Annotated in this window: 26 protein-coding genes and 1 tRNA gene; 14 read left to right on the top strand and 13 right to left on the bottom strand. The window is 71.6% G+C overall.

The window, feature by feature from the left end:
- Positions 1-60: 60 nt before the first annotated feature.
- A complete protein-coding gene (locus ACPEH0_RS00370) occupies positions 61-1,068 on the bottom strand; it encodes a LacI family DNA-binding transcriptional regulator (RefSeq protein WP_064001652.1) in 1,008 nt (335 codons plus the stop codon).
- 133 nt (positions 1,069-1,201) lie between these two features.
- Here ACPEH0_RS00370 and ACPEH0_RS00365 point away from each other — a divergent pair, with 133 nt between their 5' ends.
- The 7 genes from ACPEH0_RS00365 to ACPEH0_RS00335 are packed head-to-tail and all read left to right on the top strand — an operon-like array spanning position 1,202 to position 10,284.
- Positions 1,202-2,461, top strand: coding sequence for a sugar ABC transporter substrate-binding protein (locus tag ACPEH0_RS00365; RefSeq protein WP_254632336.1), 1,260 nt, complete (start codon positions 1,202-1,204; stop codon positions 2,459-2,461).
- 1 nt (position 2,462) lies between these two features.
- On the top strand, positions 2,463-3,584 hold the full coding sequence (locus ACPEH0_RS00360) for a carbohydrate ABC transporter permease (RefSeq protein WP_366213345.1): 1,122 nt from the start codon (positions 2,463-2,465) through the stop codon (positions 3,582-3,584).
- Positions 3,581-4,495: a carbohydrate ABC transporter permease gene (locus tag ACPEH0_RS00355; protein ID WP_366213346.1), complete on the top strand. Its 915-nt coding sequence runs from the start codon at positions 3,581-3,583 to the stop codon at positions 4,493-4,495. Before ACPEH0_RS00360 ends, ACPEH0_RS00355 begins: the two co-directional genes overlap by 4 nt.
- Positions 4,492-6,381, top strand: a complete 1,890-nt coding sequence (locus tag ACPEH0_RS00350; protein ID WP_366213347.1) for a glycogen debranching N-terminal domain-containing protein — start codon at positions 4,492-4,494, stop codon at positions 6,379-6,381. Before ACPEH0_RS00355 ends, ACPEH0_RS00350 begins: the two co-directional genes overlap by 4 nt.
- A 54-nt stretch (positions 6,382-6,435) precedes the next feature.
- Complete coding sequence (gene nhaA, locus ACPEH0_RS00345) at positions 6,436-8,268, top strand: Na+/H+ antiporter NhaA (protein ID WP_366213348.1); 1,833 nt, start codon at positions 6,436-6,438, stop codon at positions 8,266-8,268.
- Between the two features lie 10 nt (positions 8,269-8,278).
- Complete coding sequence (locus ACPEH0_RS00340; protein ID WP_254632335.1) at positions 8,279-9,925, top strand: FAD-dependent oxidoreductase; 1,647 nt, start codon at positions 8,279-8,281, stop codon at positions 9,923-9,925.
- A 14-nt stretch (positions 9,926-9,939) separates the two neighbouring features.
- The gene (locus ACPEH0_RS00335; RefSeq protein WP_064001646.1) at positions 9,940-10,284 is read left to right on the top strand and encodes a UBP-type zinc finger domain-containing protein; all 345 of its coding nucleotides are present in this window, start codon (positions 9,940-9,942) and stop codon (positions 10,282-10,284) included.
- A 15-nt stretch (positions 10,285-10,299) separates the two neighbouring features.
- Here the strand turns inward: ACPEH0_RS00335 and ACPEH0_RS00330 are convergent, their stop codons facing one another.
- Both ACPEH0_RS00330 and ACPEH0_RS00325 read right to left on the bottom strand, forming a co-directional pair.
- Positions 10,300-10,776, bottom strand: coding sequence for a YbaK/EbsC family protein (locus tag ACPEH0_RS00330; protein ID WP_366213349.1), 477 nt, complete (start codon positions 10,774-10,776; stop codon positions 10,300-10,302).
- Positions 10,777-10,780: 4 nt separating this feature from the next.
- Positions 10,781-11,584, bottom strand: a complete 804-nt coding sequence (locus ACPEH0_RS00325; protein WP_366213350.1) for a methyltransferase domain-containing protein — start codon at positions 11,582-11,584, stop codon at positions 10,781-10,783.
- A gap of 109 nt (positions 11,585-11,693) precedes the next feature.
- Here ACPEH0_RS00325 and ACPEH0_RS00320 point away from each other — a divergent pair, with 109 nt between their 5' ends.
- Positions 11,694-12,767, top strand: a complete 1,074-nt coding sequence (locus ACPEH0_RS00320; RefSeq protein WP_366213351.1) for a Glu/Leu/Phe/Val dehydrogenase family protein — start codon at positions 11,694-11,696, stop codon at positions 12,765-12,767.
- Positions 12,768-12,893: 126 nt separating this feature from the next.
- Positions 12,894-13,307 carry a hypothetical protein gene (locus ACPEH0_RS00315; protein ID WP_366213352.1) on the top strand — a complete coding sequence of 138 codons (414 nt, stop codon included), beginning with the start codon at positions 12,894-12,896 and terminating at the stop codon, positions 13,305-13,307.
- Here ACPEH0_RS00315 and ACPEH0_RS00310 read toward each other — a convergent pair.
- Entirely contained in the window at positions 13,295-14,665 is a 1,371-nt protein-coding gene (locus ACPEH0_RS00310; protein WP_366213353.1) for a hypothetical protein, read from the bottom strand. The genes ACPEH0_RS00315 and ACPEH0_RS00310 overlap by 13 nt on opposite strands.
- Positions 14,662-15,024, bottom strand: a complete 363-nt coding sequence (locus ACPEH0_RS00305) for a PadR family transcriptional regulator (protein WP_366213354.1) — start codon at positions 15,022-15,024, stop codon at positions 14,662-14,664. Before ACPEH0_RS00305 ends, ACPEH0_RS00310 begins: the two co-directional genes overlap by 4 nt.
- Between ACPEH0_RS00305 and ACPEH0_RS00300 the strand changes: the two genes are divergently transcribed.
- Positions 14,959-15,282, top strand: a complete 324-nt coding sequence (locus ACPEH0_RS00300; RefSeq protein WP_366213355.1) for a glycerol-3-phosphate dehydrogenase C-terminal domain-containing protein — start codon at positions 14,959-14,961, stop codon at positions 15,280-15,282. The genes ACPEH0_RS00305 and ACPEH0_RS00300 overlap by 66 nt on opposite strands.
- 47 nt (positions 15,283-15,329) lie before the next feature.
- On the opposite strand, the gene ACPEH0_RS00295 is transcribed toward ACPEH0_RS00300, so the two are convergent.
- The 4 genes from ACPEH0_RS00295 to galU all read right to left on the bottom strand — a co-directional run bounded on the left by ACPEH0_RS00295 (position 15,330) and on the right by galU (position 18,049).
- A tRNA-Ala gene (locus ACPEH0_RS00295) sits at positions 15,330-15,405 on the bottom strand.
- A gap of 54 nt (positions 15,406-15,459) precedes the next feature.
- A complete protein-coding gene (locus ACPEH0_RS00290) occupies positions 15,460-16,455 on the bottom strand; it encodes a large exoprotein (RefSeq protein WP_366213356.1) in 996 nt (331 codons plus the stop codon).
- Positions 16,456-16,527: 72 nt separating this feature from the next.
- Complete coding sequence (locus ACPEH0_RS00285; protein ID WP_366213357.1) at positions 16,528-17,148, bottom strand: GNAT family N-acetyltransferase; 621 nt, start codon at positions 17,146-17,148, stop codon at positions 16,528-16,530.
- 22 nt (positions 17,149-17,170) lie between these two features.
- A complete protein-coding gene (gene galU, locus ACPEH0_RS00280) occupies positions 17,171-18,049 on the bottom strand; it encodes a UTP--glucose-1-phosphate uridylyltransferase GalU (RefSeq protein ID WP_366213358.1) in 879 nt (292 codons plus the stop codon).
- 78 nt (positions 18,050-18,127) lie between these two features.
- Between galU and ACPEH0_RS00275 the strand changes: the two genes are divergently transcribed.
- From ACPEH0_RS00275 to mscL, 3 genes are read left to right on the top strand one after another with little or no spacing between them, the layout of a single operon-like run.
- On the top strand, positions 18,128-18,718 hold the full coding sequence (locus ACPEH0_RS00275; RefSeq protein WP_217532267.1) for a 5-formyltetrahydrofolate cyclo-ligase: 591 nt from the start codon (positions 18,128-18,130) through the stop codon (positions 18,716-18,718).
- A gap of 15 nt (positions 18,719-18,733) precedes the next feature.
- Positions 18,734-19,006, top strand: coding sequence for an FmdB family zinc ribbon protein (locus ACPEH0_RS00270; protein WP_217532266.1), 273 nt, complete (start codon positions 18,734-18,736; stop codon positions 19,004-19,006).
- A 34-nt stretch (positions 19,007-19,040) separates the two neighbouring features.
- Positions 19,041-19,502, top strand: coding sequence for a large conductance mechanosensitive channel protein MscL (gene mscL / locus ACPEH0_RS00265; RefSeq protein WP_311862642.1), 462 nt, complete (start codon positions 19,041-19,043; stop codon positions 19,500-19,502).
- Positions 19,503-19,506: 4 nt separating this feature from the next.
- Here mscL and ACPEH0_RS00260 read toward each other — a convergent pair whose 3' ends face one another.
- Positions 19,507-19,683 carry a hypothetical protein gene (locus tag ACPEH0_RS00260; RefSeq protein ID WP_217532260.1) on the bottom strand — a complete coding sequence of 59 codons (177 nt, stop codon included), beginning with the start codon at positions 19,681-19,683 and terminating at the stop codon, positions 19,507-19,509.
- Positions 19,673-23,365 carry a DEAD/DEAH box helicase gene (locus ACPEH0_RS00255; protein WP_423719400.1) on the bottom strand — a complete coding sequence of 1,231 codons (3,693 nt, stop codon included), beginning with the start codon at positions 23,363-23,365 and terminating at the stop codon, positions 19,673-19,675. The genes ACPEH0_RS00260 and ACPEH0_RS00255 overlap by 11 nt, the downstream gene beginning before the upstream one ends.
- A gap of 194 nt (positions 23,366-23,559) precedes the next feature.
- Here ACPEH0_RS00255 and ACPEH0_RS00250 point away from each other — a divergent pair, with 194 nt between their 5' ends.
- A complete protein-coding gene (locus ACPEH0_RS00250; protein WP_366213360.1) occupies positions 23,560-24,084 on the top strand; it encodes a methylated-DNA--[protein]-cysteine S-methyltransferase in 525 nt (174 codons plus the stop codon).
- Between the two features lie 57 nt (positions 24,085-24,141).
- Here the strand turns inward: ACPEH0_RS00250 and ACPEH0_RS00245 are convergent, their stop codons facing one another.
- On the bottom strand, positions 24,142-25,761 hold the full coding sequence (locus ACPEH0_RS00245) for a solute symporter family protein (protein WP_311862648.1): 1,620 nt from the start codon (positions 25,759-25,761) through the stop codon (positions 24,142-24,144).
- Positions 25,758-26,108: a DUF485 domain-containing protein gene (locus ACPEH0_RS00240; RefSeq protein WP_366213361.1), complete on the bottom strand. Its 351-nt coding sequence runs from the start codon at positions 26,106-26,108 to the stop codon at positions 25,758-25,760. Before ACPEH0_RS00240 ends, ACPEH0_RS00245 begins: the two co-directional genes overlap by 4 nt.
- Positions 26,109-26,136 lie beyond the last annotated feature (28 nt).

The following is a 26,136-nucleotide window of genomic DNA, read 5'->3' as shown; positions in this document are numbered from 1 at the left end:
GCCGGTGGGCGGAAACTCCTCGGCTGGTGCCGGGCAAGCCGGTAGCCCGCCCGACCCGCCTCAGCGGACGACGAGGCGCGGCTGGACCAGCACGTGCCCCTCGCCGTCCCCCGCGGCGCGGCGCTCGATGCGGCCACCGCTGCCCATGAGCAGGTCGAGGGTGCCCGCGGCGACCAGCTCGGGCAGCTGCTCGACGCTCGACAGGCCCAGGGCCTCGACCGCGGGGGTGTTGTCGAACCCGATGATGAGCACGTCCGGCCGCTGCGCCGCGACGGCGGCGACGTGCGCGCCGACGGCGAGGGTGTCGCTCGCACACACGATCGCGTCGACTGCCGTCGTCGCCAGCAACTCCGCGACCTGCTCCCGCGCCTCGGCGACCCGCTCCTCCGCCGACAGGCGCAGGTCGGGGCGGGCACCGGCATCCGTCATCGCCTCGCGCCACCCCCGCTCCCGGTCATCACCCGTCGGCGACCCCGCGGGCCAGCCGAGGAACGCGACGCGCGGCCCGACGGTGAGGGCGTGCTCGGTCGCGGCGCGCGTGCCCGAGGCGCCGTCGACGTCCACCCAGAGGTGCGCGCTGTCCTCGGGCGAGGCGACGTCCCACGGGCGGCCGAACGACACGAACGGCACACCGCGCTCGGTCAGCCACGCCAGCCGGCGGTCGCCGTATCGGGTGCCGGTCACGACGACGGCCTCGACGTCGCCGGCGTCGACGAGCTCCGACATCCGTCGGATCTCCTCGTCCTGATCGGATGCCGCGTACACGAGCACCCGCAGGCCCCGGTCGCCGGCGCGCTCGGTCAGCGCGTGCACGAAGCGGTCGAGCACGACGCCCGAGATGCCGCCCGCATAGGGATCGAGGTGGATGCCGATGGTCGCGCTGCGGCGCGTGCGCAGCCGACGCGCGGAGGCGTGCGGCGAGTAGCCGAGACGGGTGATGGCGTCCTGCACCCGCTCACGCGTCGCGGTCCTGACGATCGCGGGAGTGTTCAGGACGTTGCTCACGGTCTGCCGCGAGACACCCGCGAGGGCCGCGACGTCCTCGATCGTGATCGACTTCTCACTCACAAGCGCACCCCCTTGACATGGACGGACCCACCCTCTTACGTTGGGCATCATTCCACAATTTGATCGTTCAAAGTCGACCGAGATCAGCACGGTCGGAACGATCGACGGCACCGGGATCGAAGGAGATACGGACATGCGACACAGCAGATGGATGGCGCTCGGCGGCATCGGGATCGCGGCGACACTGGCCCTCGCCGGATGCGGCGGCTCGGGCTTCGACGACGGTCCCGCCGCCTCGGGAGAACCGACCGACGCGGGCGGGCTCACCTCGTCCGACGACGCGCTCACGATCATGATCGGCTCGTCCGGCGACGCCGAGACCACGGCGGTCAAGGACGCCGTCGCCGCGTGGTCGGAGGAATCCGGCGTCGACGCCGAGGTCGTGGCGGCGACCGACCTCACGCAGCAGCTCTCGCAGGGCTTCGCCGGCGGCAACCCGCCGGACCTGTTCTACCTCGCGACCGAGCTCCTGGCGGGCTACGCCGACAACGGCTCGGTCATCGCCTACGGGGACATGCTCGAGAACAAGGACGACTTCTACCCGTCGCTCGTGCAGAACTTCACGTACAACGACCAGTTCTACTGCGCACCGAAGGACTTCTCGACGCTGCAGCTGATCATCAACAAGAACCTGTGGGACCAGGCGGGACTGACGGATGCCGACGTCCCGACCGACTGGGATTCGCTCGCCGCCGCGGCGGAGAAGCTCACCTCGGGCGACACGACGGGCCTCGTCTTCAGCGGCGAGTACCAGCGGGTGGGCGCCTTCATGGCCGAAGCCGGCGGACGGCTCGTCTCGGAGGACGGCACGTCCGCCGTCGCCGACAGCCAGGAGAACATCGACGCCCTCACCTACGTGAAGGAGCACCTGGCCGACGGCACGTTCGCCTACGCCGCCGATGTGGGCGCGGGCTGGGGCGGTGAGGCGTTCGGCAAGCAGCTGGGCGCCATGACGATCGAGGGCAACTGGATCACCGGTGCGCTCGGCGACTACCCCGACGTCGACCCGCTCGTCGTCGAGCTTCCCGCCGGCCCCGCCGGCAAGGGCACCCTGCAGTTCACGAACTGCTGGGGGATGGCCGCCGACAGCCCCAACCAGCAGGCCGCGCTCGACCTCGTCGAGTACCTGACGAGCGCAGACCAGCAGCTCGCCTTCTCGAAGGCGTTCGGCCCGATGCCGTCGGTGCAGTCGGCCGCCGACCAGTGGACGACCGACAACCCGGACCTCGCCGCGTTCCTCGCCGGTGCGGACTACGCCCAGGGCGTGCCGACCAACGACGGCGTCTCGGACGTGTTCACCGACTTCAACGCGCAGCTCGCGACGCTGAAGGACGGGGACCCGGCGACGATCCTGCAGTCGGTCCAGTCCAACCTCGAGGCGATCGTCGGCTGACATGTCGACGCCCGTCGCCACCGAACGGGCACCCGAGAAGCTCCCTCGCCGCGACCACCGCTCCCGCGGTCTGCGTCGCGGCGAGGGAGTCGCCGGGTGGCTCTTCGTCTCCCCCGTCGTCGTGATCCTCGGGGTGTTCCTCTTCCTCCCCGCCCTCATGGCGCTCTGGGTGAGCGTCTCGGACTGGGGCGGCCGGGGCAGCCCCCTCTCCCCCAACGTCAACTTCGTCGGACTCGACAACTACGCCGAGCTGACCTCGGGCCAGGGGCTGCGCAGCCGCGACTTCGGCACGGCGCTGCGGAACAACGCCTGGTACGTCTTCCTCGTCGTGCCGCTGCAGACCGCGCTGTCGCTGTTCCTCGCGGTGCTGGTCAGCCGGCGGATGATGAAGGCGCGCGGCTTCTTCCGCACCGCCTTCTACTTCCCGTCGGTGACGAGCTCGGTCGCCATCACGGTGCTGTGGATCTTCCTCTTCAGCGCCGCCGGCCCCGTCAACGCCCTCATCGCCGCCGTCACCGGCGGCGAGGGGCCGAACTGGTTCAACGACCCCCGCGGCATCGTGCACCTGTTCCTCGGCCTCTTCGGGGTGGATGCCGCGCCCGCCGCGATCTCGCAGCCCGGCTTTCTCGGCCTGTCGGGGTGGGATTGGATCGCCGGACCCTCGGTCGCGATGAGCGCCTTCATCCTCATGGCCGTCTTCACGACGAGCGGCACGTTCATGCTGCTGTTCATCGCCGCCCTCCAGAACGTCGGCTTCGAGCTGACGGAGGCGGGGATGATGGACGGCGCGAACGCGTGGCAGCGGTTCTGGCGCATCACGCTGCCGCAGCTGCGGCCCACCCTCTTCACCGTCATCACGCTGGGCCTCATCGGCTGCTGGCAGGTGTTCGACCAGATCTACACGGGCACGAAGGGGCAGCCGGGAAAGACGACGATCACCCCCGCCTACCTGTCGTACACGTCGGCCTTCAGCAACCAGGACTGGGGCATCGGCGCGGCGATCGCGTTCATCCTGTTCCTCATCATCATCGCGTTCACGCTCTTCCAGCGCTGGATCCTGAGGGAGCGGCCCGTCTCGAAGCGACGCATCCGTGCGTACACCCCGAAGGGAGCACGGTCGTGACCGACAGCCGGACCCTCGCCCGCACGAAGACGCTGACCGATGCGCCGGTCGACGCCACACCGTCCCGACGCCGGCGCCTCACCCCTCGCTCGGTGACCGGTCAGGTGCTGCTGTACGCGGTACTCGCCGGGCTGGCGCTCGTGTACATCTACCCGTTCCTCGTTCAGGTGGCGACCTCGTTCAAGAGCGAGCAGGAGGCGGCATCCAATCCAATCTCGCTGATCCCGCAGACCTTCACGACCGCCGCCTACGAGCGGCTGTTCCTGAACAGCGACTTCCCGCTCTGGTTCGCGAACTCGGCGGTCGTGACGATCCTCGTGACCCTCGGACGCGTGTTCTTCGTGTCGCTCGCCGGGTACGCCCTCGCACGGTTGACGTTCCGGGGCCGCGGCGTCATCTTCGCGCTCGTCGTCGCCGTGATGGCCGTGCCGGCGGTCGTGCTCCTCATCCCCCGCTTCCTCGTCCTGAACCAGCTCGGGATGTACGACTCGTACGCGGGCATGGTGCTGCCCCTCCTCGTCGACGCGGCGGGGGTGTTCATCATGAAGAACTTCTTCGAGTCGATCCCGCCGTCCGTCGAGGAACAGGCGCGCATCGACGGAGCCGGCACGTTCCGGGTGTACTGGTCGGTCGTCCTGCCGATGGCGCGCCCCGCGCTCATCACGATCGTGATCCTCTCGTTCCAGGGATCATGGAATGAGCTGACTCACTTCATCGTGTCGGTGCAGGACCCGGACCTGTTCACCCTCACCCGCGGGGTGGCGAGCCTGTCGTCCGGTCAGCTGAGCCAGGGCACGCAGTACCCGTTGAAGCTCGCGGCCGCGGCGCTCATGACGATCCCCGTCGCCGTCGTCTTCTTCCTCTTCCAGAAGCGCATCATGAACACCTCCGAAGGAGCAGTCAAGGGATGACCGCAGGCCTCCAGCCCTTCCTGTCCGACGCCGTCGTGGCCCTCCGCGCCCCCACCCAGGTGTGGTCGCGGGCCGACGGCGAGCTCGGCAGCGGCGCGATCGACGGCGTCTTCCACGGCGATACCCGGTTCGTCCGCGCGACCCGGGTGCGCTACGGGACGGATGCCGCGACGCACGCGCCGGAATGGATCTCACGGTCGGCGGATGCGGCATCCGATCTGCGCTTCGAAGCGCTGCTGCGACGCCTGGACGACCGCACGCCCGACCCGAAGATCCGGCTGACGCGGCGCCGCATCGTCGCGGACGGCCGCGTGACGGAGGAGTTCACGCTCGTGTCGCACCTCGACGAGCGGGTGCCGCTCGTCCTCGAGGTCGCCGTCACCCCCGACGCGACCTCGATGCAGGACGTCAAGTCGGGAGCCGCGCCGGCCGCGGCGGTCGACCGGGCCCTCGCGGGCGACGCCGTCGAGATCACGGCCGGGGACGCGTCGATGCGGCTGTCGGCTCCCGGAGCGGAGGTCGCGGCATCCGAGGACGACATCGTCCTCACCTGGCACCTGGAGTGCCCGCCGCGGGCCCGGATGACCGTCTCGTGGCGCCTCGACCTCGACGACCCGTCCCTCGTCGTGCGCGGGACGTCGCGCGCTGCCGGCTGGGCGGTGCCCGAGGCTCCCGGCGCCGATCCCCGCCTGCACCGCTGGCTGCGGCAGGCCCTCGACGACCTCGATGCCCTGCGGCTGACGCTGCCCGGCAGCGCGGACGAGTTCTTCGCCGCCGGCGCACCCTGGTTCTTCACGCTCTTCGGGCGCGACTCGCTGTGGGCGGCGCGGCTGTTCCTGCCCGTGGACCGGGGCATGGCGGCATCCACTCTGCGCGTCCTCGGTCGCCTGCAGGGCAGCACGGCCGACCCCGCGACGGCCGAGGAACCTGGCAAGATCGCGCACGAGCTGCGGGCCGGCACGCTCACGATGCCCGGCGAGGGCATCTCGCTGCCGCCGCTCTACTACGGCACGGTCGACGCGACCCCGCTGTGGGTGACGCTCCTCGCCGAGGCGCACGCCGCCGGGATGCCGGTGGCCGAGGTGCGGGATCTGCTCCCGACGATGCACGACGCGCTCGACTGGATGATCGCCGCAGCCAACGCCGACGGCTTCCTCGACTACGTCGACGAGACCGGCCACGGCCTCTCCAACCAGGGGTGGAAGGACTCCGGCGACTCGATCCAGTGGCGGGACGGTTCCCTCGCCGCCGGGCCGATCGCCCTCTCCGAGGTGCAGGGTTACGCCTACGAGGCGGCGACGAAGGCGGCCGACCTGCTCGACGCGCTGGAGGAGGACGGGGCTGAGCGGCTGCGCGCCTGGGCGGCGGAGCTGCGCCGCAGGTTCCGCGAGCGCTTCTGGGTCGAGACCCCCGAGGGCCGCTACCCGGCGATCGCGCTCGACCGCGACGGTCGGGCGGTCGACACGCTGACCTCGAACGCGGGCCACCTGCTGGGCACCGGCATCCTCGACCCGGAAGAGGAACGCGCCGTCGCCGATCTGCTCGTCGGACCGTCGATGTCGTCCGGTTTCGGCCTGCGGACCATGTCGACGGATGCCGGTGGCTACTGGCCGCTCAGCTATCACGGCGGGAGTGTGTGGGCGCACGACACGGCCATCGTCGCGCGCGGCATGGCGCGGGCGGGGCTCCGGTCGCACGCGGACGTGCTCGTCGACGGAATGCTCGCGGCCGCCGAGGCGTTCGGCTACCGCATGCCGGAGCTGCACGCCGGCGACGCCGCGAGCGACGTCACCGTGCCGGCCCCGTATCCGGCGGCGTGCCGACCGCAGGCGTGGTCGGCGGCAGCGGCCGTGGTGTGTCACGAAATCGTCACGCGCACCGGCTGACAGCTCCCCCGGCTCGGGTGGAGACTGAGGTCCGACTCGAACCCCGGAGGATGCATGGCGCGAAAACTCGCCTCGATCGCGGACCACATCGGCAGGATGGGACGCGCCCGGACGGGCGCACTGCTGCTGCTCATCGCGACGGCCGCCGCCATCGTGTGGGCCAACCTGTCGTCCGGGACCTACCACGGCTTTTGGGAGACGCACCTGTCGATCGGGCTCGGTGACATCCGACTCGACTTCACGCTGCACGCGCTCGTGAACGACGCCCTGATGGCGATCTTCTTCTTCACGGTCGGCCTCGAGGTGCGGCGCGAGTTCGCGATCGGTGAGCTGACCAGCTGGTCGCGCGCCGTCGTGCCCGTCGTCGCCGCCGTCGCCGGCCTCGCCCTGCCCGCGCTGCTGTTCGTCCTCATCGCCGGCCCCACGGGGAACGCGGATGCCTGGGGCGTCGTCATCTCGACCGACACCGCGTTCCTGGTCGGCGCCCTCGCGCTCATCGGGCCGCGGGGGTCGGGGCGCCTGCGCGTGTTCCTGCTCGCCCTGGCCGTCGTCGACGACATCGGGGCGCTCAGCATCATCGCCCTCGTCTACACCGACACCTTCACCCCGATGCCGCTGCTCGTCGCCGCCGTCGGCCTCGTCGGCATCTACTTCGTCCGGTACCTCCGCGGCGGGCGCGGGCCGATCTACGCGACCCTCGCGATCGTCGTGTGGCTCGCCTTCCTCGCCTCGGGTGTGCACCCGACGCTCGCCGGTGTCGCCATCGCGCTGCTCGTCCCCGTCTACCGCCCCGACCGCCGCGACGTCGAGCACGCGCTCGAGCTCGCCCGCACGTTCCGGCAGTCGCCGAGCACCGAGTACGCCCGCGCGGCGGCGAACAGCCTCCGCGAGTCGATCTCGATCAACGAGCGGCTGCAGACCGCGTACGCGCCGTACGTCGCCTACGTGATCCTGCCACTGTTCGCCCTCGCGAACGCGGGCGTGACGCTCAGCCCCGAGATCCTCGCAGCGGCCGCGATGTCGCCGCTCACATGGGGCATCGTCGTCGGCCTCGTCGTCGGCAAGTTCGCGGGCATCTGGGGGTCGACCGCCGTCCTGAAGGCCCTCCGCATCGGCGACTTCGGTCCCGGGCTCTCGCTCGACCGCATCGCGGGCGGCGCGGCCCTCGCCGGCATCGGCTTCACCATCTCGCTGTTCATCGTCGACCTCGCGATCGAGGACCCCGACGCGCAGAACGAGGCGCGCGTGGGGGTGCTCGCGGCATCCGTCCTGGCCTTCGCCCTCGGCGCACTGGTCTTCCGCGTCGCGGATGCGCGCCACCCCGAGGAGGAGGTCGGGCAGACCCTCGTCCGCCCGGTCGACCCGCGGCGCGATCACATCTTCGGCCCTCTCGACGCGTCCTACGAGATCGTCGAGTACGGCGACTTCCAGTGCGGCTTCTGCCTCAAGGCGTCGGGGTCGATCCAGGAGGTCATGGCCGAGCTCGGCCCGAAGCTGCGCTACGTGTGGCGGCACGCACCGCTCACCGAGCAGCACCCCAACGCGCTCGCGGGCGCCGAGGCGTCGGAGGCGGCGGCGAAGCAGGGCAAGTTCTTCGAGTTCGAGCGGGGCCTGTTCGCCGACCAGGACAACCAGCTGCCCTCCGACATCGTGCGGCTGGCTGCCACGCTGGGGCTCGACGTCCCGAGGTTCGAACGCGACCTGACCGCGCCGGACGTCGCGAGCCGCGTCCGCGACGACATGTTCGACGCCGAGGCGATGAACATCCGCTCGGTGCCGACCTTCTTCGTGAACGGCCGCCGGCACACCGGACCGTACGACGCGCAGTCGCTCATCCGCGCCGTGCAATCGAACGCCGACGAGCCGGTCGCACCGGCGGGTCGGTAGGTTGATCGGCATGGCCGAAGAAACCGCTCCCACCGCGATGGACGCCATGATGTCGCCCGACCTGTCGGACGCGCACTGGCGCCGACTGATCGCGGCAGCCGTCCCGCAGGACGTCGAGGTCGGCGACTACGTCTTCCGCACCGGCGAGGCGGGATACGACCTGATCTTCGTCGAGAGCGGCGAGGTCGAGATCGTCCGCGACGCCCTCCGATGGGTCGGCGAAGCGGTGATCACGACGGTCGGTCCCGGTCGTTTCGCCGGCGAGCTCGGCATCCTCAACGGTCAGAGCGCGTTCCTGTCGGCGCGGGTGACGCAGGCGGGTCGCGTGCACCGGCTCTCGCGCGCCGCCCTGCGCGAGATCATGAGCGAGGACGACGAGCTCTGCGACGTGATCCTGCACGCGCTGTGGGCCCGGCGGGAATCCCTGCGCACGGGTCCGGCCGCGATGACCCTGAAGTTCGTCGGGACGACGACCTCGAACGACTTCCTGTCGCTCCGGCGCTTCGCCGAACGCCTCGACCTCGTCCACAAGGCGGTCACCCTGGCGCCCGACGAGCTGCCAACGCTCGACGGTCACGACGTGTCCCCCGAAGACCTGCCGGTCGCCTACGTCCAGGGCGAGCCGATCCCCCGCGCCACCCCCGGCCTCGTCGCCGAGCGCCTCGGACTCAGCTACCAGGCCGAGTCCGACGAGATCGTGGACCTCGTCGTCGTGGGCGGCGGGCCCGCGGGACTGGCCGCCGCGATCTACGGCGCCTCCGAGGGCCTCAGCACGGTCCTCCTCGACGCCGTCGCCCCGGGCGGGCAGGCGGCATCCACGTCGCGCATCGAGAACTTCCTCGGGTTCCCCTTCGGTGTGAGCGGCGGCGACCTCATCGGGCAGGCGGTGCTGCAGGCGCTGAAGTTCGGCGTGCGGGTGTACGCACCGTGCGAGGCGGTCGCCCTCGACCAGGTCGGTGCGGATCTGCTCGATGTGACCCTCGCCGACGGCCGCGTGATCCGCGCGCGGAGCGCGATCGTCACCTCCGGCGCCGCGTACCGGCGGCTGGCCCTCGACCGCTGGGAGGACTTCGAGCGCTCGGGCGTCTACTACGCCGCGACACCCCTCGAGCTCCGGCAGGTGCAGGGCAAGCCGGTGGTCGTGGTCGGCGGGGCGAACTCGGCGGGTCAGGCGGCCCTTTATCTCGCCGCGCACGGGTCGCCGGTGCACCTCGTCGTGCGCGGTGGCGACCTGCGCGCGCGCATGTCGAGCTACCTCGCCGACCGGCTGGCCGAGGATCCGCGCGTGCGGGTGCACACGGCATCCCACGTCACCGGACTCGACGGCGACGGGACGCTCGAATCGGTCACGATCGACTCGGCCGGCGCGGTCGATGCCCGCGGCCTGTTCTGCTTCATCGGGGCGGACCCGGCCACCTCGTGGCTGCCGACGCTCGATCGCGACACCGACGGCTTCATCCGCACCGGGACCGACGTCGCCGTGCAGGCCATCGCGCAGTGGCGGGACCTCGGGCGGGAGCCGTTCCCGTTCGAGACGTCGGCACCGCGGGTGTTCGCGGCCGGCGACGTCCGCCGCGGATCCATGAAGCGCGTCGCCGCCGCGGTCGGCGAGGGGTCGAGCGCCGTCGCCTCCGTCCACCGCGCTCTCGCCTACTGACCGGAAGGAACCGGATGAGCTCCGACATCGACACCAACGCCGCCCCGTCGGGGAGCGGCTGCCGGGAGTGCGACGAGCACGAGGGCTTCTGGGTGCACCTGCGCCGCTGCGCGTCGTGCGGGCACGTGGGATGCTGCGACACGTCGCCCGGGCAGCACGCGACGGCGCACTTCCGCGAGACCGGGCACCGGCTCGTGCAGAGCTTCGAGCCCGGCGAGGACTGGTACTGGGACTACGTCGACGAGGCGATGTTCGAGGGTCCCGAGTTGGCGCCGCCGACCAGCCACCCCGCCGACCAGCCCTCCCCCGGTCCCCGCGGCCGCGTGCCGCTGAACTGGCGCGAGCTCATCCACACCTGAGCTCGCCGTCGACCGTCAGACGACGGAGACGACCCGGCCGCCGGTGAGGCGCACGAGCTCGTCGAACGTCATCGGGAAGACCGTGTGCGGGGTGCCGCCGGCCGCCCAGATCTGCGGGTAGCGGGCGAGGTCCTCGTCGACGAGGGTCTCGAGCGGCGCGGGGTGCCCGGTGGGCGCGACGCCGCCGATGGCCTGGCCGGTCGCCTCGCGCACCTGGTCGGGCGTCGCCCGGCTGATCCTCCCTCGCCCGAGGCGCGCGGCGAGGGCGGCGGTGTCGACGCGGTGGGCGCCGCTGGTCATGACGAGCAGGGGCGCACCGTCGCACTGGAACACGAGGCTGTTGGCGATCGCGCCGACCTCGACCCCGAGGGCGGCGGCGGCGAGCGCCGCGGTGGAAGCGGCGTCGGGCAGGACGACGATCTCCCCCGGGATGCCGGCGGCTCGCAGGGCGTCGTGCACGAGGCGGCTGCGCGAGCTGAGGTTGTCGGTCACGGGGTCAGCCTCTCGCCAGGATCTCGCCGTGGGGCATGAGCAGCCAGCCGTCCTCGGACGCGGCCCACTCGCGCCATCCCGCCGAGATGCGTTCGAGGTCGGCACGGTCGGCGATGCCCTGCTCGAGCGCGTGGTCGGCGTATGAGGAGTGCAGGGCGCGGTCGGCCCACGATCCGCCCCACCAGGCCCGCTGCTCGTCGGTCTCGAACAGCCAGGTCGACGCGCTCACGGCGACGTCGGCGAACCCGGCCGCGCGCGCCCACGCCTTGAGGCGTCGTCCCGCCGACGGCTCACCGCCGTTGGTGCGCCCCATCCGCAGCAGCAGGTCGAGCCAGTCGTCGAGCGCGGGGATGTGGGGGTGAATGATGATGCCCGCGTAGTCGACCTCGCGCGCGGCGACGAGCCCGTCCGGCCCCGCGACGCGACGGAACTCGTGCAGGGCGTCGACGGGACGTGCGAGGTGCTGCAGCAGCTGGTGCGTGTGCACGATGTCGAAGGATCCGTCTGCGGCGTCGAGGCGGTAGGCGTCGGCGGTCGCGAAGGTGACGTTCGTGACGCCCTCGGCCGCGGCATGGGCCCGCGCCTGGGCGACGACGTCGGCCGACGCGTCGACGCCGACGACCCGGCCGGGGGCGAGGCGACGCGCCAGGTCGACGGTGATCGTGCCCGGGCCCGCGCCGACGTCGAGGAGCGAGGCGCCGGGCCGCAGGTGCGGCAGCAGGTACCCGACCGAGTTCTCCGCCGTCCGCCAGGTGTGCGCCCGCAGCACGCTCTCGTGGTGGCCGTGGGAGTACCGCTCGGTCTGCATGGTCGACAGCCTAGGCGTCGAGCGATATGCGAGGCAGAATGATGACGGATGCCGCACATCGGCGGCATCCGCACCGCAGCGCCCACAAGGCCCGCCGAGAAGGAATGCAATGACGCACACCCTGCCCCTGCCCGATCTCACCCACGAACGCGTGGAGGTGATCACGGGTCGGCGCAGCGGACTCGTCGTCACCGTCGCCCTGCACTCCTCGGCGCTCGGCCCCGCCCTCGGCGGCGCCCGCCTGTGGCGTTACCCGCACTGGTCCGATGCGATGGGCGACGCGCTGCGACTGTCGGCCGCGATGACGCTCAAGAACGCGACCGCGGGGCTGGATGCCGGGGGCGGCAAGTCGGTCATCGCGCTGCGCGAAGGCGACACCCTCGACGCCGAGCGTCGACGCGCGGCCTTCCTCGACCTCGGCGACGCCGTCGAGTCCTTCGGCGGCCTGTACCGGACGGCGGAGGACGTGGGCTCGACGACGGAGGACATGCTCGTCGTCAGCGAGCGCACGGCGCACGTCGTGGGCCTGCCCGACTCGGTCGGGGGCTCGGGCGAGCCTGCCGGTCCCACGAGCCGCGGTGTGTACGCCGCCCTCCGTGCGACGCTCGAGCGCATCGCGGGGTCACCCGAGGTGGCCGGCCGCCGCATCACGATCTCGGGCCTCGGCCAGGTCGGCAGCCGGCTCGCCGTGCGTCTGTCGGGCGAGGGCGCGCTCCTCACGGTCACCGACGTGAACCCCGCGAAGATGTCGCTCGCGGCGGAGCTCGGCGCGACGTGGGTCGAGCCCGGCACCGAGCACCTCGTGGCGGCGGACGTGTTCGTCCCGGCCGGCATCGGCGGCGTCCTCGACGACGACGTCATCGACGCGCTCGCGGCGAAGGCCGTCTGCGGACCCGCGAACAACCCGCTCGCCGACCGCTCGGGCGCCGCACGCCTGGCCGACCGCGGCATCCTCTACGCCCCCGACTTCGTCGCGAACGCCGGCGGCGTCATCTACCTCGACGTCGAGGCGCGGACACCCGGCCATCGCGACGAGATCGCCACCCGCATCGACGGCATCGGCGACACCCTGCGCCGGCTGTTCGACGACGCCGCCGCACGCGGGGTCACCCCGCTCGACGCGGCCGAGGCCTACGCGGCCGAGCGGCTGGCGGCCGGCCGGCGCGAGCCCGCGGCGGTCTGATCGCGCGCCCGGGGCCCGCTGCGGCGGGTACCGGGTCGCTCGGGCCGGGACGGCGGGCATCGGCATCCCGCGTCGCATCTCGACGGCGCACCCGATGAGCGCGATGGCCGCGACGGCGGTCAGCAGATGCACGGCGACGGCGATGACGCCGAGGAACACGGCGAGTCCGGCGACGCCGATGACGGCGAGGACCACGGCGAGCACCTCCACTCCCGCGGTGGGCAGCCCGTCGTCGCTGCGTTGGAACGACACCCGGACCGCGGTGGCGGCGAGCCCGCCGGCCGACCCGGCCAGGATGGCGGCGGCGAGGAGCACGCCGGTGCCGCGTCCGCCGACCAGCCCGTCGAGGCGGGCGATCGCCGCCGGCGCGACGCCGAGCGCGGCAGGCGCGCCCCACCCGCGACGAACAGGAACGCATCAGCTCCCTCGGGAGTGATCGATCCGACGCCCCCGACGACCGACGCCGTCAGGGCGACGGATGCCGCGACGATCGCCACCGTCGCCCACGCCCGGTCGCGGGGGTCCACCTACGCCGCCTGACTCACCGGGATCGCCGCCCGCGTGCGCCGACGCCACGGCAGGACCAGGACGACGAGCGCCAGCACGGGGGCCCCGAAGGCGAGCATCGGCGTCAGGGTCAGGCCGAGGACGAGCGTGTAGGCGAGCATGATGCCGAGCCCGACGCCGACCCGGATGCCGGTGGCAGAGCCGCGTCCGGTGCTCAGCGGCATCCGCACGACCACCCACCAGGCGAGCGCGAGACCGATCGCCGCTGCGGCACCCACCCACGCGATCGTGACGGCGCCGCTCCCGTCGGTGACCAGGTAGTCGGCGGCGACGGCGGCGAACCCCGCTGCGGCGGCGGCCACCGGGATCCAGGTGTCACGACCGGCGCGCCGCCGCGAGCGGGCCAGCACGACACCGAGGGCGACCAGTGCGGGGATCATGCTGAGGGCGAGGATGACGATGCCCTCCCGCATCGCCGCCGTGTCGTCGCCGCGCGCCGTGGGAGACCAGTCGGCTCCGGCGAACGCCGACGCCAGGCCCACCGCACCGCCGGCGAGCGCGATACCGGCGAGGACGCGGCTGAGCACAGCCCCACCCGTCGAGGAGCGAGGCGTGGGCGCGGGCGCGGCGACGGGGGATGCCTCACGTCGCACGCCTCGCACGAGGGGCAGGGCGGCGACGACGAGCACGACGATCGCCACGACCGCCGTCGTCCCGGGCGAGAAGAAGACGAGCGCCCCCGTCACCGGGGCGGCGATGATCGCCACCGCGATCGCGAGGGCCAGAGCTGCCCGCCCGAGCCCCACACGTCGGAGGGCCGGGGTGACGAGCAGGGTGAACGCGACCCCCGTCAGCAGGACGCCCGCACCCGCGAGCGGGAGCGTCACCGCCGCCAGGCCCGGCTGCGGCAGACCGGCGTCAGCCGCGTCGAAGCCCTGACTCCATCCGATCCCCGCGACCCCGCAGCAGACGCCGGCGACGGCCAGGCACGCCGTCGCGATCAGCGCGGCACCGTCCCCGAGGAGCGCGACCGCCCGCAGCACGGCGACGAGAGCGACACCCGTCAGCGCGGGCGCCACACCGGTCATGACGAAGAGCATCGGCTCGTGGAAGGCTACCCCGCCGCCCGTGAGGAACAGGAGGCCCACCTGCCCCGCGGCGGTCGCGAGGATCGCGAGGGAGGCCACGACGATCGCCGCGGTGGCGCCGAGCCGCGCTCCGAGGCCGTGGACGATCGCGGCGCGTCTCTCGGCGCCCGTGGGACCGGAACGTCCGGTGCGCTCGGCGTCGTCGAGCATCATCGCGAGCAGCACGTCCCCGTGATCTCGGCGCCACGAGCGCGGATACCAGGCCAGCAGGCGACGGAACCTGCGGTCGTCGAGCCCGCTCACGCGATCGACGTCCGACCGAAGCCCGGCTGCACTGCGGGCCGGCCGACGGCGCGCAGCCGCTCCCGCGCCACCCGGGCCTGGTGCTCGAGCGCCGCGGCCTCCGCCTCGAGCGCTGCACTCCCGGCATCCTGGATCGCGAAGTACCGTCGAGCGCGACCGCCGACCACCTCCTCGCCATCAGCGCGGATCAGCCCCTCCCGTTCGAGACGCTCGAGGGCGGCGTAGAGGGTCGTGACCTTCATCGCCGCTCGTCCCGACGAGGCGGCATCCACCTCTCGCAGGATGTCGTAGCCGTGCCGTCGCCCACCGGCGAGCGCCGTGAGGATCCAGAAGCCCGTGGGGCCGAGAGTCGTCGCCATGGATCATTCATACTCCATCGACGGGAATATTCCCACGGCGAACTTCTCGCGGGGGTCGCGTTCGCGGCGCGCCACGAGGCCGTGGAGCACCTGACCGACATCCTGCTCAACCGCACCGGCATCGGCCGCCGCGGCGACCCGGGCGAGGACGTCCTGACGGCGGCCGCGCACATTGCCGGTGCCGAGCTCGACTGGACGCCCGACCGGCGCGCCGCCGAGCTGGACGCCCCGCGCACAGCCGTCCGCCTGCCGGACTGAAGACGTCAGAGACAGCGAAAGACCCCCGCGAGCGGGGGTCTTTCCGGTGGTGGACCTGAGGGGATTCGAACCCCTGACCTCTTCATTGCGAACGAAGCGCGCTACCAACTGCGCCACAGGCCCGGAAGCCTCAACATTACCACGACCGAACGGGCCGCTCGAACGCGAGGCGGGGTCTCACTGCCCTGATGCGCGGCGTGCGAGCAGCTCCCGCACGTGCGCCTCGATGCGGTCGTCGTCGGCCGGTCCGGCGAAGGCGACCTCGGCCGCACGGGCGCGACGGGCGGTGTCGATCGACGGCGGCGCGGCCTGCGCGGCACGCTCGCGCATCGCCTCTTCGACGGCCGCCTGACGCAGCGCCTCGCGCGCGTCGGACGCGTCGAGCACGGCCGCGGCGCGGGAGCCCGCCGAGGCGGTGAGCGGTCGCGGAAGGGTGCGCGGCGTCCACTCCGCACGGTCGGAGTCGAGTGCGACGTCCTGCACGGCGCCCGGGGCACGCACGACCTCGGCGGGGAGGATGCGGGATGCCGCGCGTCGCGCGACGGTGTTCATGCGTGCGAGCACGAGCAGGCTCGACGCGGCGACGACGGCTCCGACCGCGAGCAGGGTCCACCCGGCGCCGATCGCGCCGAGGTGACCCCCGACACCGGCCGCGACGACGGCCAGGACACCGACGATGGTCGCGGTCAGCCGCACGCGACGCCGTGCGCGCGCACGCCGTGCCGCCGGCAGCGCTCGGGCGGCAGCGGCCTCCGCGATGGCACGCTCGCGGGCGATGGCGGCATCCGCCCGAGCCTTCTCGCGTGCCGCCTCGGCGTCGGCGACCGCACGACGACGGTCGGCCTTCGCGAGCTCGCGGTCGAGCGCGGCCTGCGCCTTCGCGGCAGCCAGTTCGGCGCGTGCGGCCTCGAGGCCGACGCTCTCCTGCTCGGCCTGCACACGACGCGCGAGGCGCTGCTGTGCGAGCGCGGTGCGCGCGTTGAGCTCGAGGCGCACCTCGCCGGGGGTCTCGCTCGTCTCGGCGAGGACACGGAGAGCCTGGTTCAGACGCACGGCGTTCCGTTCGGCAGCCTGGTACTGGTACCGGCTGTGCCACGAGGGCAGGAGGTACAACAGCCACAAGAGGACGGCAACGAGGACGATCACCCCGCCACCCATCACCTGCTCACCCATGCCGCTCACCGTATGTCGCCGGAGCGGTGGGGCCCGGCATCCGCTGGGCGTGTCTGAACTTCTGGTTGAGGGTTAACGGTCCGACGGAGGGATGGATGCCGCATCCTGCGGCGCGCGCCCCGCCAACCACCGGTTGAGGACGCCCTCCCGGACCTCTTCGCGCACGAGCGCGAACGCGTAGTGGTCGCGCCACTCGCCGTCGATGTGGATGTAGCGCCGCCGCAGCCCCTCGTAGCGGAAGCCGAGCTTCTGCACGACCCGCAGGCTCTTGGCGTTCTCGGGGCGGATGCAGATCTCCATCCGGTGCAGACGCAGGTCCTCGAAGCAGACGTCCGTCGCGAGCGCGACCGAGGTCGGCGTGATGCCCTTACCGGCGAAGCGCTCACTCACCCAGTACCCGATCGTCGCCGACGACAGCGACCCGCGGGCGATCCCCCACACATTCAGCTGCCCGGCGACCTCGCCGTCGTACTCCATGACGTAGGGCACACCGGTGCCGTCGCGGTACTGCTGCAGCAGCCGGCGCACCCCGCTGCGCATGTCGAGCGAGATCGGACCGTCGGGGCTCGTCGCCTCCCACTGCCGCAGCCACGACCGGTTCTGGACGAGCTCGGTCTGCAACGTCTTCGCGTCACGCGGTCGCACGAGCCGGATCGAGATCGGGCCGTGCGCGCGCACGACCGGCCCGTCCATGCCCATCAGTGACGCGTCGGGTTCACAGACCCGATGCGAAATCCTTGATCCACGGCCGAAGCTCGGCGCCCAGGTCCTCACGGTCGACCGCGAGCTGCACGATCGCCTTGATGTAGTCGGCACGGTCACCCGTGTCGTAGCGGCGACCGCGGAAGACGACGCCGAGGACGCCGTCGGTCGAGGCGAGCTCCTCGAGCGCGTCGGTCAGCTGGATCTCGCCGCCCTTGCCGGGCTCGGTGCGCTCGAGCACATCGAAGACGCCGGGCGTCAGGACGTAGCGGCCGATGATGGCGTAGTTGGAGGGGGCATCCTCCTTCTTCGGCTTCTCGACAAGGCCCGTGACCTTGACCACATCCTCCTCGTCGGTCGCCTCGACGGCGGCGGCACCGTACATGTGGATCTGGTCGGGCGAGACCTCCATGAGCGCGACGACGCTCAGGCCGGTCTTCTTGTTCTGCTCGAGCATCTTCTCCAGCAGCACGTCGCGCGCGTCGATCAGGTCGTCGCCGAGCAGCACCGCGAACGTGCTGTCGCCCACGTGCGCACGGGCACGCAGCACCGCGTGACCGAGACCCTTCGGCTCGCCCTGCCGGACGAAGTGGATGTCGGCCATGTCCGACGAGTCCTGCACCCGCTTGAGCTTCTCGTGGTCGCCCTTCTTCGAGAGGTTGGACTCGAGCTCGGGGACGGAGTCGAAGTGGTTGGAGATGTTGTTCTTGTTGCGCCCCAGGATGATGAGCACATCGTCGATGCCTGCTGAGACGGCCTCCTCGACGACGTACTGGATCGCGGGCTTGTCGACGACCGGCAGCATCTCCTTCGGCATGGCTTTCGTGGCGGGCAGGAATCGCGTACCCAGACCCGCGGCAGGGATGACGGCTTTGATGCGCTCGGCAGACATGACCTTCACCATACAGATCCGTCGGGTCCGTGATGTGACACGACGGGGACGGCGGGCGTGTCCCTTTACAATCGGACCATGACCGGCCCCGTGGACAGCGAGAAACGCGCGCTGCGCGCCGAGCTCCGCGAACGCCGTCAGCAGCGCTCGGCCGGCGCCCTCGAGGAGGCCGCCGCCGGCATCCGGACCCAGCTCGACGCGCTCGTCGCCGACCACGGCGTCCGATCCATGTCCTGCTTCCTCTCGACGACCACCGAGCCCGGCACGCGCGAGTTCATCGCCGCTGCGGTGGCGCGCGGCATCCGGGTCCTGCTGCCGGTGACGCGTGCCGACGGTCTGCTCGACTGGGCGGTCGCCGAGCACGAGGGCGACATCGCCGAGGGCATGTTCGGCCTGCCCGAACCCGTGGGCGAACTGCTCAGCCCCGTCGCCGTGAACGACGTCGACCTGCTCGTGATCCCCGCGGCCGCCGTCGACCGCAGCGGGATGCGGCTGGGCTGGGGGCGTGGCTACTTCGACAAGACCATCGGCTCGATGGAGAAGTGCCCGCCCGTCTACGCCGTCATCTTCGACTCCGAGCTGATCGACGAGGTCCCGCGCGAACTGCACGACCAGCCCGTCTCGGGGGTCGTCACCCCGACCCGCACCGTCCGCCTTCCCCTTCGCTGAGTCACCCGAGGTCCCATGCCCACCTACGCCTATGCCTGCACCGCGTGCGGTCACCGTTTCGACGCCGTCCAGTCGTTCTCCGACGCCGCGCTCACCGAGTGCCCCGAGTGCGGCGGTCTCGTCCGCAAGCAGTACGGCTCGATCGGCGTGACCTTCAACGGCTCGGGCTTCTACCGCACCGACTCGCGCAGCACCAGCTCCCCGGCATCCTCTGGCGAAAGCTCGGGTTCTTCGACATCATCGAAGAAATCCGAAGCGTCCGCTTCGCCCGCCCCCGCGGGTTCGTAGCCCCGGCTCCGTGCCGGCGGAGGAAGGAGGAGCCGTGATCCAGGGCTTCAAAGACTTCATCATGCGCGGCAACGTCATCGACCTGGCGGTCGCCGTGGTCATCGGCGGTGCGTTCACCGCGTTGGTCACCGCGATCGTGACCAGCATCATCAACCCGCTGATCGCGCTCTTCTACCTGCCCGACCCGAAGACGGGGTCGATCGGTCCCTCGTTCGTCGGAATCCACGGTGAAAAGGTCACCTTCCCGCTCGGTGGTCTTCTCACCGCGATCATCAGCTTCTTCGCCGTCGCGCTCGTCGTCTACCTCGTGTTCGTCGTCCCGATGAACAAGTGGAAGGAGCGTCAGGCCGCCAAGGCCGGCGTCGTCGAGGAAGAGGCAAAGCTCCCCACCGAGGCCGAGCTGCTCGTCCAGATCCGCGACCTGCTCGAGAAGCAGGGCAGCGCGCCCGCACCGGCGACGCGCCGGTCGACCGAACCGCCGTCGCCGTCGATCTGACGCGTCAGTAGTGCGGCGGGACGTCGTTCCGCAGTCGTTCGTCGTTCGGGCCGGATGCCGGGGGTTCCCCCGCGTCCGGCCCGTTCGGCGTCTCGGGGGCCGGGTCCGTGCCCGGCGCAGGGGTCAGCCGCGCACGACGGGACCCCGGCACCCGCTCGACGCGCTGGCGCTCAGTCGACATCGATCGGCTGGGTGGATCCGGGGGCGGACCGCGTCTCGGGCTGCACGCCGATGACCCCGGCGATGCGGAGAGCCACGGCGGCGGGATCGTTGTAGACGTCGAACGCGTGGACGCGCACGTAGTGCCAGCCGAGGCGGCGCAGCAGCTGCGGTCGCCGACGGAGCGTCTCGCGCAGGCTGTCGTGCGTGCTCTCGGGATCGATGTCGGCCACGACGGCCTTGCCCTTGTACTGCGCGACCAGCGGCAGCTGACCCCCGCGGTAGTGCACGTCGACGGAGACTCCGAGGCTCCGCAGGTGCTGGGCGAGGGTCAGGGTGAGCGGATCGGCGAGGTCCTCCAGTCGCGCGTCGCGTCCCCGCGCGGCGATCCGACCGAGGATGGCCATGAGGGTGGCGGCGCCGAAGGTCAGGCGTCCCTCGTCGAAGGCCGAGGGCCGGATCGACGAGACGATCACCATCGACCGGCGGGCGCGGGTCATGCCGACCGTCAGCAGCCGCTCGCCGTCGGCGGTGGACAGGTCGCCGAAGTCGCTGAGGACGCGGCCGTGCTTGGTCAGGCCGAACCCGAGCGAGAAGATGACGCGGTCGCGGCTCTCGGCGACCGATTCCTCGAGGCCGAGGACGGCGAACGGCTCGGCGGTCTCGCGGCCGACGAACTCAGCGACGTCCGACCGCCCTGCGAAGGCGCTCGCAACCGCCGCGCGGACGCGCTCGGCGTGGCGCGCCGACGCGGTGACGACCATGAGCGATTCGGCGGGGCGGTTGATCGCGTGCTCGACGACGAGCGTGACGACGCGGGCGACCTCGGCATCCGGGCTCTCCACGGCCCCCGTGTCGGGGTTCGGCGCGCCCGTGCCGCCCTCGACGTAGTCGACGCTGAGGCTGCCGCGACCGAGGTACGACCCCGCCCAGGGAAGCGAGCCGATCGCACCGCCGTAGAACGCGTCGTTGACGAGCTCGGCGAGGTCCTCTCCCCCGGCGCGGTAGCTGCGGGTCAGGGTCTCGACGGGGATCAGTTCGCTCAGTCGCTCGAAGACGCTCGTGTCGTCGAACGGCACCTCGGGCGCCTCCGGGTCGTCGCCGCGTCCCGACCAGAGCCGGAACGGTGTCGGCTTCTGCGTCACCGGGTCGCCGAAGACGACGATCTGCCGGGCGCGGCGCAGCGCGGGCGTCGCCTCGGCGAGGCACAGCGCGGCCGCGTCGGCGATGATGACGACGTCGAACTCGGGGTGATCCGGCACGTGCGGCACCTCGTAGGGCGACGCGAGCCAGACCGGCGCGAGCACGCGCATGAGGGTCGGCGCCGAGGCGACGAGCTCCGACGCCGACGCGGTGCCGCCGCGCAGCGCCGACTTCAGCGAGGCCGCCTCGCGCGGCTCGTCGACGATCGCGATGCGCCACCGCTTGGCGAGTTCCGAGGCCAGCAGGGGCCCGGACGACGAGGCGTGCGCTTCATCGACGAGACGGAAGTCGCGCTCGAGGCGGTCGAGCACGGTGGTGTTCGCGCCGAGCAGGGCGCGATCCGAGCGCAGCATGGCCTCGAGCGCGGAACGCCACCATGCGTACTCGAACTCCGCGGCCACCTCGGACTCGGGGACGTGGCGGGTCGAGAGCTCCATGAGGAGGGGCTCGAGACCGAGCTGCGCGAGTTCGCTGCGCAGCGCTGCACGCTCGACGAGGTTGTCGAAGACGTCGGATGCCGCGACGAGGCCCGCGAGCGTCCGCAGCAGCTGCGGGATCGGCAGGCTCGCCAGCGGCTCGGTGCGACCGAGCGCGCGGTCGAGGTCGGCGAGGTCGGCGTTCGCCCGCTGCCATGCGGCCGCGACGTCGTCGAGGCCGATCGGGATCTCGGGCGTGACGCCGGCATCGACGAGCTGCTGCCACTGCGTGCGCTGGTTCTGCACCCGCAGGAGCGCGTCGTGCATGTCGGTGACGTGCATGCCGGGCCGCACGTACTCCTTCGACAGGCGGCGCAGCCGCCTGCGGTTGGCCGTCGTCATCTGCGCCGAGTCGCGACGCGACGAGTGCGCGGCGATCAGGTCGGTGAGGGGGCGCTCGAACACGGTGGGGCTGAAGCGGTCGAGCGACGCGCGGATGCCCTGCAGCAGCTGCACGTACGAGCCCATCTCGGCGATGGTCGTGAACGGCCGCATCCGCGTCTGGCCGATCAGCTCGTAGCCGCGCTCGAGGAGCGCGGGCACCTCGGCGCGGTGCAATCGGCCGGCGAGCGCGTGCGCGGCGCGGGCCTCGTCGGTCGTCGAGAACGCGACGCCGTACCAGGGCGAGTCGTCGGGTCCGATGCGGAACTCGCCGAGGCGAGCGGATGCCGCGAGTGCCTCCGCGGCCTCGACGCGGCGTGTCGCGAGGCGCTGCACCGTCGCGAGGTCGAAGCGTGTGGTGGCGCTCGGCTGCGGCTCGTGGTCGGCGATGCGGGTGAGTTCGCGCAGCGCCTCGAGCGGGGAGACACCGACCAAGGCGTGGCGCTGGGTCAGCGCGGCGCGATAGTCGCGCAACACCGTGCGCAGGCGGACGAGGGCGTCGTCCACCTCGGCGACCTTGGGCTGCTCGGCCTTCTCGTTGCGGGCGATCGCGCGGATGAGGTCGCGGTGCAGCCGGGTCGGGGACACTGCGAGGCCGGGCAGGCCGATGCCGGCCAGCCGGTGGCGGACGCCGTCGAGGGTCGACCGGCGGGCGCTCACGACGAGCACGCGCTTGCCCGAGCGGACGAGTTCGCCGACCGCGTTGATGACCGTCTGCGTGCCGCCCGTTCCGGGGAGGGTGTGGACGGCCAGCGACTGCCCCTCGGTGATGCGGGCGAGCACCGCCTCCTGCTCCGCATCTGCATCGAGGATCAGGCGGTCCGAGGCGGGCGTGCGGTCGTCGGGGCCGACGGCGTCGGGCTGGGGGCGCACGAACGAGAGGCGCTCGCGATCGGCGGGGTGACCCGCGAGCGCGTTGAGCACGGGGTGGTCGAGGTCGACGGCATCCCGCTCCATGTCGGAGGCGACGTCGGCGAAGGTCGAGACCACGAGACGCGGCTGCACCGTGAAGGTGGGGACGTGCGCCGTCAGGGCGCGCAACCGGTCGATGACGGGCTGCGGCTGGAACACGCCGCCGTCGTAGGCGAGGGCGGCGAGCGCGTCACCGTCGAGGTCGACGCCGAAGTGGATGCGGGCCGCGGTGACCAGTTCACGGTTGACGTGGAAGGGCCCGTGCAACCGCAGGTCGAAGTCGGTGTGGTGGCGGCGGATCGTCAGCGGACGCAGCAGGACGGGCGCGGTGCAGCTGACCCCGCCGATGCGCCACGACGCCATGCCGATGGCCAGGTGCACGGTGTCGAGGCCCCGCGCCGTGCGCAGTTCGACGTCCTTCGACGTGATGCGCTCGGCGGCCAGACGCGCGGTGCGGAGGGCCACCTCGTCGCGGAACATGTTCGACAGCAGGGTGGGACGACCCGTGATGAACTGCGGCAGGCTGCCCGGGTGGGCCTTGGTGATGTCGATGCCGGCGTCGCCGTCGTCGCGATAGTGGAGGAGCGTCGAGGCGCCGCCCAGGTGTGCGGCCTCCTCGCGCAGTCGCTTGCGCTCGGGGACGGCCGCGTGCATGACGAGGACCTCGGGGTCGGACAGCGTCACGTCCGCCGGGGTCACCGCGGGCATCTGCTCGGCACTCTCGCCGCGCACAGCACCGCTCTCTGCTCGCCACACACGGAAAACACTAGGCGCGTCGAGCCCGGAAAGCGGGATCGACGGCCGAGTTTCGCGGATCGACTCTCACTCGGGCGCCGATTCCTCCACATCCGGGTCGGGATGCCGCTTCTCCCCCGCCCGCTCCTCCCCCGTTCTCGGCGTCTCGGCCCCGCAGCCATGATGAGGACATGACGATCGCAACCTACTCGGTGCACCCGACACCGATCGGCGAGGCCCTCCTGGTGACGACCGGCGAGGGCCTCGCCGCGCTGTCCGTCCTGGACGGCCCGGCCTACGCCGAGGTCTCCCGGCTCAGCCTGCTGCTGCACAGCGTGCCGGTGCCCGACGACGGTCCGGCGCGGGAGGCAGCCGGCGAGCTCGACGAGTACTTCGCCGGCGCACGGCGGGCCTTCTCGGTGCCGCTCGACTGGCGACTCACGGCGGGCTTCACGCGGCAGGCACTCGAGGCCATCGCCGGGATCCCGTACGGCGAGACGGCGTCGTACGCCGAGATCGCCATCGCCGCGGGATCCCCGCGGGCGCATCGCGCGGTGGGGACCGCGTGCGCCCGCACCCCCTGGTCGATCGTGCTGCCCGCTCACCGTGTGATCCGCAGCGACGGCTCCCTCGGCGAGTACGGCGGCCGGCCCGAGCACAAGCGGTTCCTCCTCGACCTCGAGGAGCGGGTCGCGGGCGCGACGGGCCGCGCATGACGGAGACGGGCAGGGACGTGTAGGCCGTCCCTGCCTGCCTCGTCGCGGCATCCGCTCTTAGTGGTCGACCGCCTTCTCGGCGCCGTACCCGGTCAGCGAGCGGACCTCCATCTCGGCGGCCTTCGTGGCGTCCTCGGCCTTGCGGGAGGTCACCGACCCCAGCCAGCCGAGGAGGAAGCCCACCGGGATCGAGACGATGCCCGGGTTGTTGAGCGGCCAGATCGCCGTGCCGACGTTCTTGAATACACTCGTCTCGGTGCCCCAGAACACGGGCGACAGGACGATGAGCACGATCGCGGTCGCGAGTCCCCCGTACATGCTCCACACGGCGCCGCGCGTCGTGAACTTGCGCCAGAACAGCGAGTACAGGATCGTCGGCAGGTTGGCCGAGGCGGCTACCGCGAAGGCCAGCGCGACGAGGAACGCCACGTTCTGCCCCTGCACGCCGATGCCACCCAGGATCGCGAGCACACCGATCACGATGACCGTGCGACGGGCGACCTTGACCTCGCCGTCCGGCGGCACGTTCCCCTTCTTCACGACGTTCGCGTAGATGTCGTGCGCGAAGGATGCGGCCGCGGTGATCGTGAGTCCTGCGACGACGGCGAGGATCGTGGCGAATGCGACAGCCGAGATGAAGCCGAGCAGGACCGGCCCGCCGAGCGCCGCCGCGAGCAGCGGTGCCGCCGAGTTGACGCCACCGGGTGCCGCCTTGATCGTCTCGGATCCGACGATGGCGCCGGCGCCGTAGCCGAGGACCAGCGTCAGCAGGTAGAAGAGTCCGATCAGCCAGATCGCCCAGACCACCGAGCGACGCGCCTCCTTGGCCGTCGGGACGGTGTAGAAGCGCATCAGGACGTGAGGCAGACCCGCAGTGCCGAGCACGAGCGCGATCGCGAGGGAGATGAAGTCCCACGGATTGGCCCCGTACTGCAGGCCGGGACCGAGGATCGCGTCCTGCGGATCGGTCGTCGACTTCTGCACGGCCGCCTCGAGAAGCGTGTCGAGGCTGAACCCGTTGATCGCGAGGACCCAGATCGTCATGACGATGGCGCCGCCGATGAGCAGGAACGCCTTGACGATCTGCACCCACGTCGTGCCCTTCATGCCACCGATGAGGACGTAGACGATCATCAGCACACCGACGACGGCGACGACGATCGACTGCCCGATCTGCTCGGTGATCCCCAGCAGCAGCGAGACGAGACCACCCGCACCGGCCATCTGGGCGAGCAGGTAGAAGAAGCACACCGCGAGCGTCGTGATCGCCGCGGCGAGCCGCACCGGGCGCTGCTTCAGACGGAACGACAAGACGTCGGCCATCGTGAACTTGCCCGTGTTGCGCATGAGCTCGGCGACCAGCAGCAGCGCGACGAGCCACGCGACGAGGAAGCCGATCGAGTAGAGGAACCCGTCGTAGCCGTTGATCGCGATCGCGCCGACGATGCCGAGGAAGGATGCCGCCGACAGGTAGTCGCCGGCGATGGCGAACCCGTTCTGCGGACCCGTGAAGGAGCGGCCGGCAGCGTAGTAGTCGGCGGCCGTCTTGTTGTTGCGACTGGCGCGGATGACGATGAACAGCGTCACCGCGACAAATGCGCCGAAGATCGAGATGTTCAGGACGGGGTTGTTCGTCGCAGCGCCGGCGGGGGCCGCGGCGAGGAGCACGGGGGTCATCGGGCCTCCTGCCGTTCGAGGCCTGCCCGGATCTCCGAGGAGATCGGGTCCAGCTTGCGGTTCGCGAAGGCGACGTAGCCCATCGTGATGGCGAATGTGGTGACGAACTGTCCGAGGCCCAGGAGCAGGCCGATCGTGATGTGACCGAACACCTCCTGCGCCATGAAGTCCGGCGCGAAGGACGAGAGCATGACGTAGACGAAGTACCAGATGAGGAAGAGCACGGCCAGCGGGAAGACGACGCTGCGGTGCTTCTTCTTCAGCTCGACGAACCGCGGCGATCGTTCGACCGCGACGTAGTCGATGGCACTCCCTTCCACGCCTCTGTGGGGTGACTGGGACGACATGTGGCCTCCTTGCCTCATGGGGTGAGCG

Source organism: Microbacterium sp. NPDC079356, assembly GCF_049545465.1.
In the GTDB taxonomy this organism is placed as follows: domain Bacteria; phylum Actinomycetota; class Actinomycetes; order Actinomycetales; family Microbacteriaceae; genus Microbacterium; species Microbacterium gawkjiense.
The sequence above is the reverse complement of the archived record's forward strand: the minus strand, read 5'-3'. Positions and strand labels throughout refer to the sequence as shown.

Excerpts from the sequence above, each read along its gene's own strand:
- ACPEH0_RS00275 (WP_217532267.1), top strand. The coding sequence starts at position 18,128 with ATGACCGGCCCCGTGGACAGCGAGAAACGCGCGCTGCGCGCCGAGCTC.
- ACPEH0_RS00320 (WP_366213351.1), top strand. The coding sequence starts at position 11,694 with ATGACGCACACCCTGCCCCTGCCCGATCTCACCCACGAACGCGTGGAG.
- ACPEH0_RS00240 (WP_366213361.1), bottom strand. The coding sequence starts at position 26,108 with ATGTCGTCCCAGTCACCCCACAGAGGCGTGGAAGGGAGTGCCATCGAC.
- ACPEH0_RS00315 (WP_366213352.1), top strand. The coding sequence starts at position 12,894 with ATGCACGGCGACGGCGATGACGCCGAGGAACACGGCGAGTCCGGCGAC.
- ACPEH0_RS00360 (WP_366213345.1), top strand. The coding sequence starts at position 2,463 with ATGTCGACGCCCGTCGCCACCGAACGGGCACCCGAGAAGCTCCCTCGC.
- ACPEH0_RS00245 (WP_311862648.1), bottom strand. The coding sequence starts at position 25,761 with ATGACCCCCGTGCTCCTCGCCGCGGCCCCCGCCGGCGCTGCGACGAAC.
- ACPEH0_RS00285 (WP_366213357.1), bottom strand. The coding sequence starts at position 17,148 with ATGGACGGGCCGGTCGTGCGCGCGCACGGCCCGATCTCGATCCGGCTC.
- ACPEH0_RS00270 (WP_217532266.1), top strand. The coding sequence starts at position 18,734 with ATGCCCACCTACGCCTATGCCTGCACCGCGTGCGGTCACCGTTTCGAC.
- ACPEH0_RS00305 (WP_366213354.1), bottom strand. The coding sequence starts at position 15,024 with ATGGCGACGACTCTCGGCCCCACGGGCTTCTGGATCCTCACGGCGCTC.
- ACPEH0_RS00290 (WP_366213356.1), bottom strand. The coding sequence starts at position 16,455 with ATGGGTGAGCAGGTGATGGGTGGCGGGGTGATCGTCCTCGTTGCCGTC.
- ACPEH0_RS00325 (WP_366213350.1), bottom strand. The coding sequence starts at position 11,584 with ATGCAGACCGAGCGGTACTCCCACGGCCACCACGAGAGCGTGCTGCGG.
- ACPEH0_RS00365 (WP_254632336.1), top strand. The coding sequence starts at position 1,202 with ATGCGACACAGCAGATGGATGGCGCTCGGCGGCATCGGGATCGCGGCG.
- ACPEH0_RS00250 (WP_366213360.1), top strand. The coding sequence starts at position 23,560 with ATGACGATCGCAACCTACTCGGTGCACCCGACACCGATCGGCGAGGCC.
- ACPEH0_RS00260 (WP_217532260.1), bottom strand. The coding sequence starts at position 19,683 with ATGTCGACTGAGCGCCAGCGCGTCGAGCGGGTGCCGGGGTCCCGTCGT.
- nhaA (WP_366213348.1), top strand. The coding sequence starts at position 6,436 with ATGGCGCGAAAACTCGCCTCGATCGCGGACCACATCGGCAGGATGGGA.
- ACPEH0_RS00340 (WP_254632335.1), top strand. The coding sequence starts at position 8,279 with ATGGCCGAAGAAACCGCTCCCACCGCGATGGACGCCATGATGTCGCCC.
- ACPEH0_RS00350 (WP_366213347.1), top strand. The coding sequence starts at position 4,492 with ATGACCGCAGGCCTCCAGCCCTTCCTGTCCGACGCCGTCGTGGCCCTC.
- ACPEH0_RS00335 (WP_064001646.1), top strand. The coding sequence starts at position 9,940 with ATGAGCTCCGACATCGACACCAACGCCGCCCCGTCGGGGAGCGGCTGC.
- galU (WP_366213358.1), bottom strand. The coding sequence starts at position 18,049 with ATGTCTGCCGAGCGCATCAAAGCCGTCATCCCTGCCGCGGGTCTGGGT.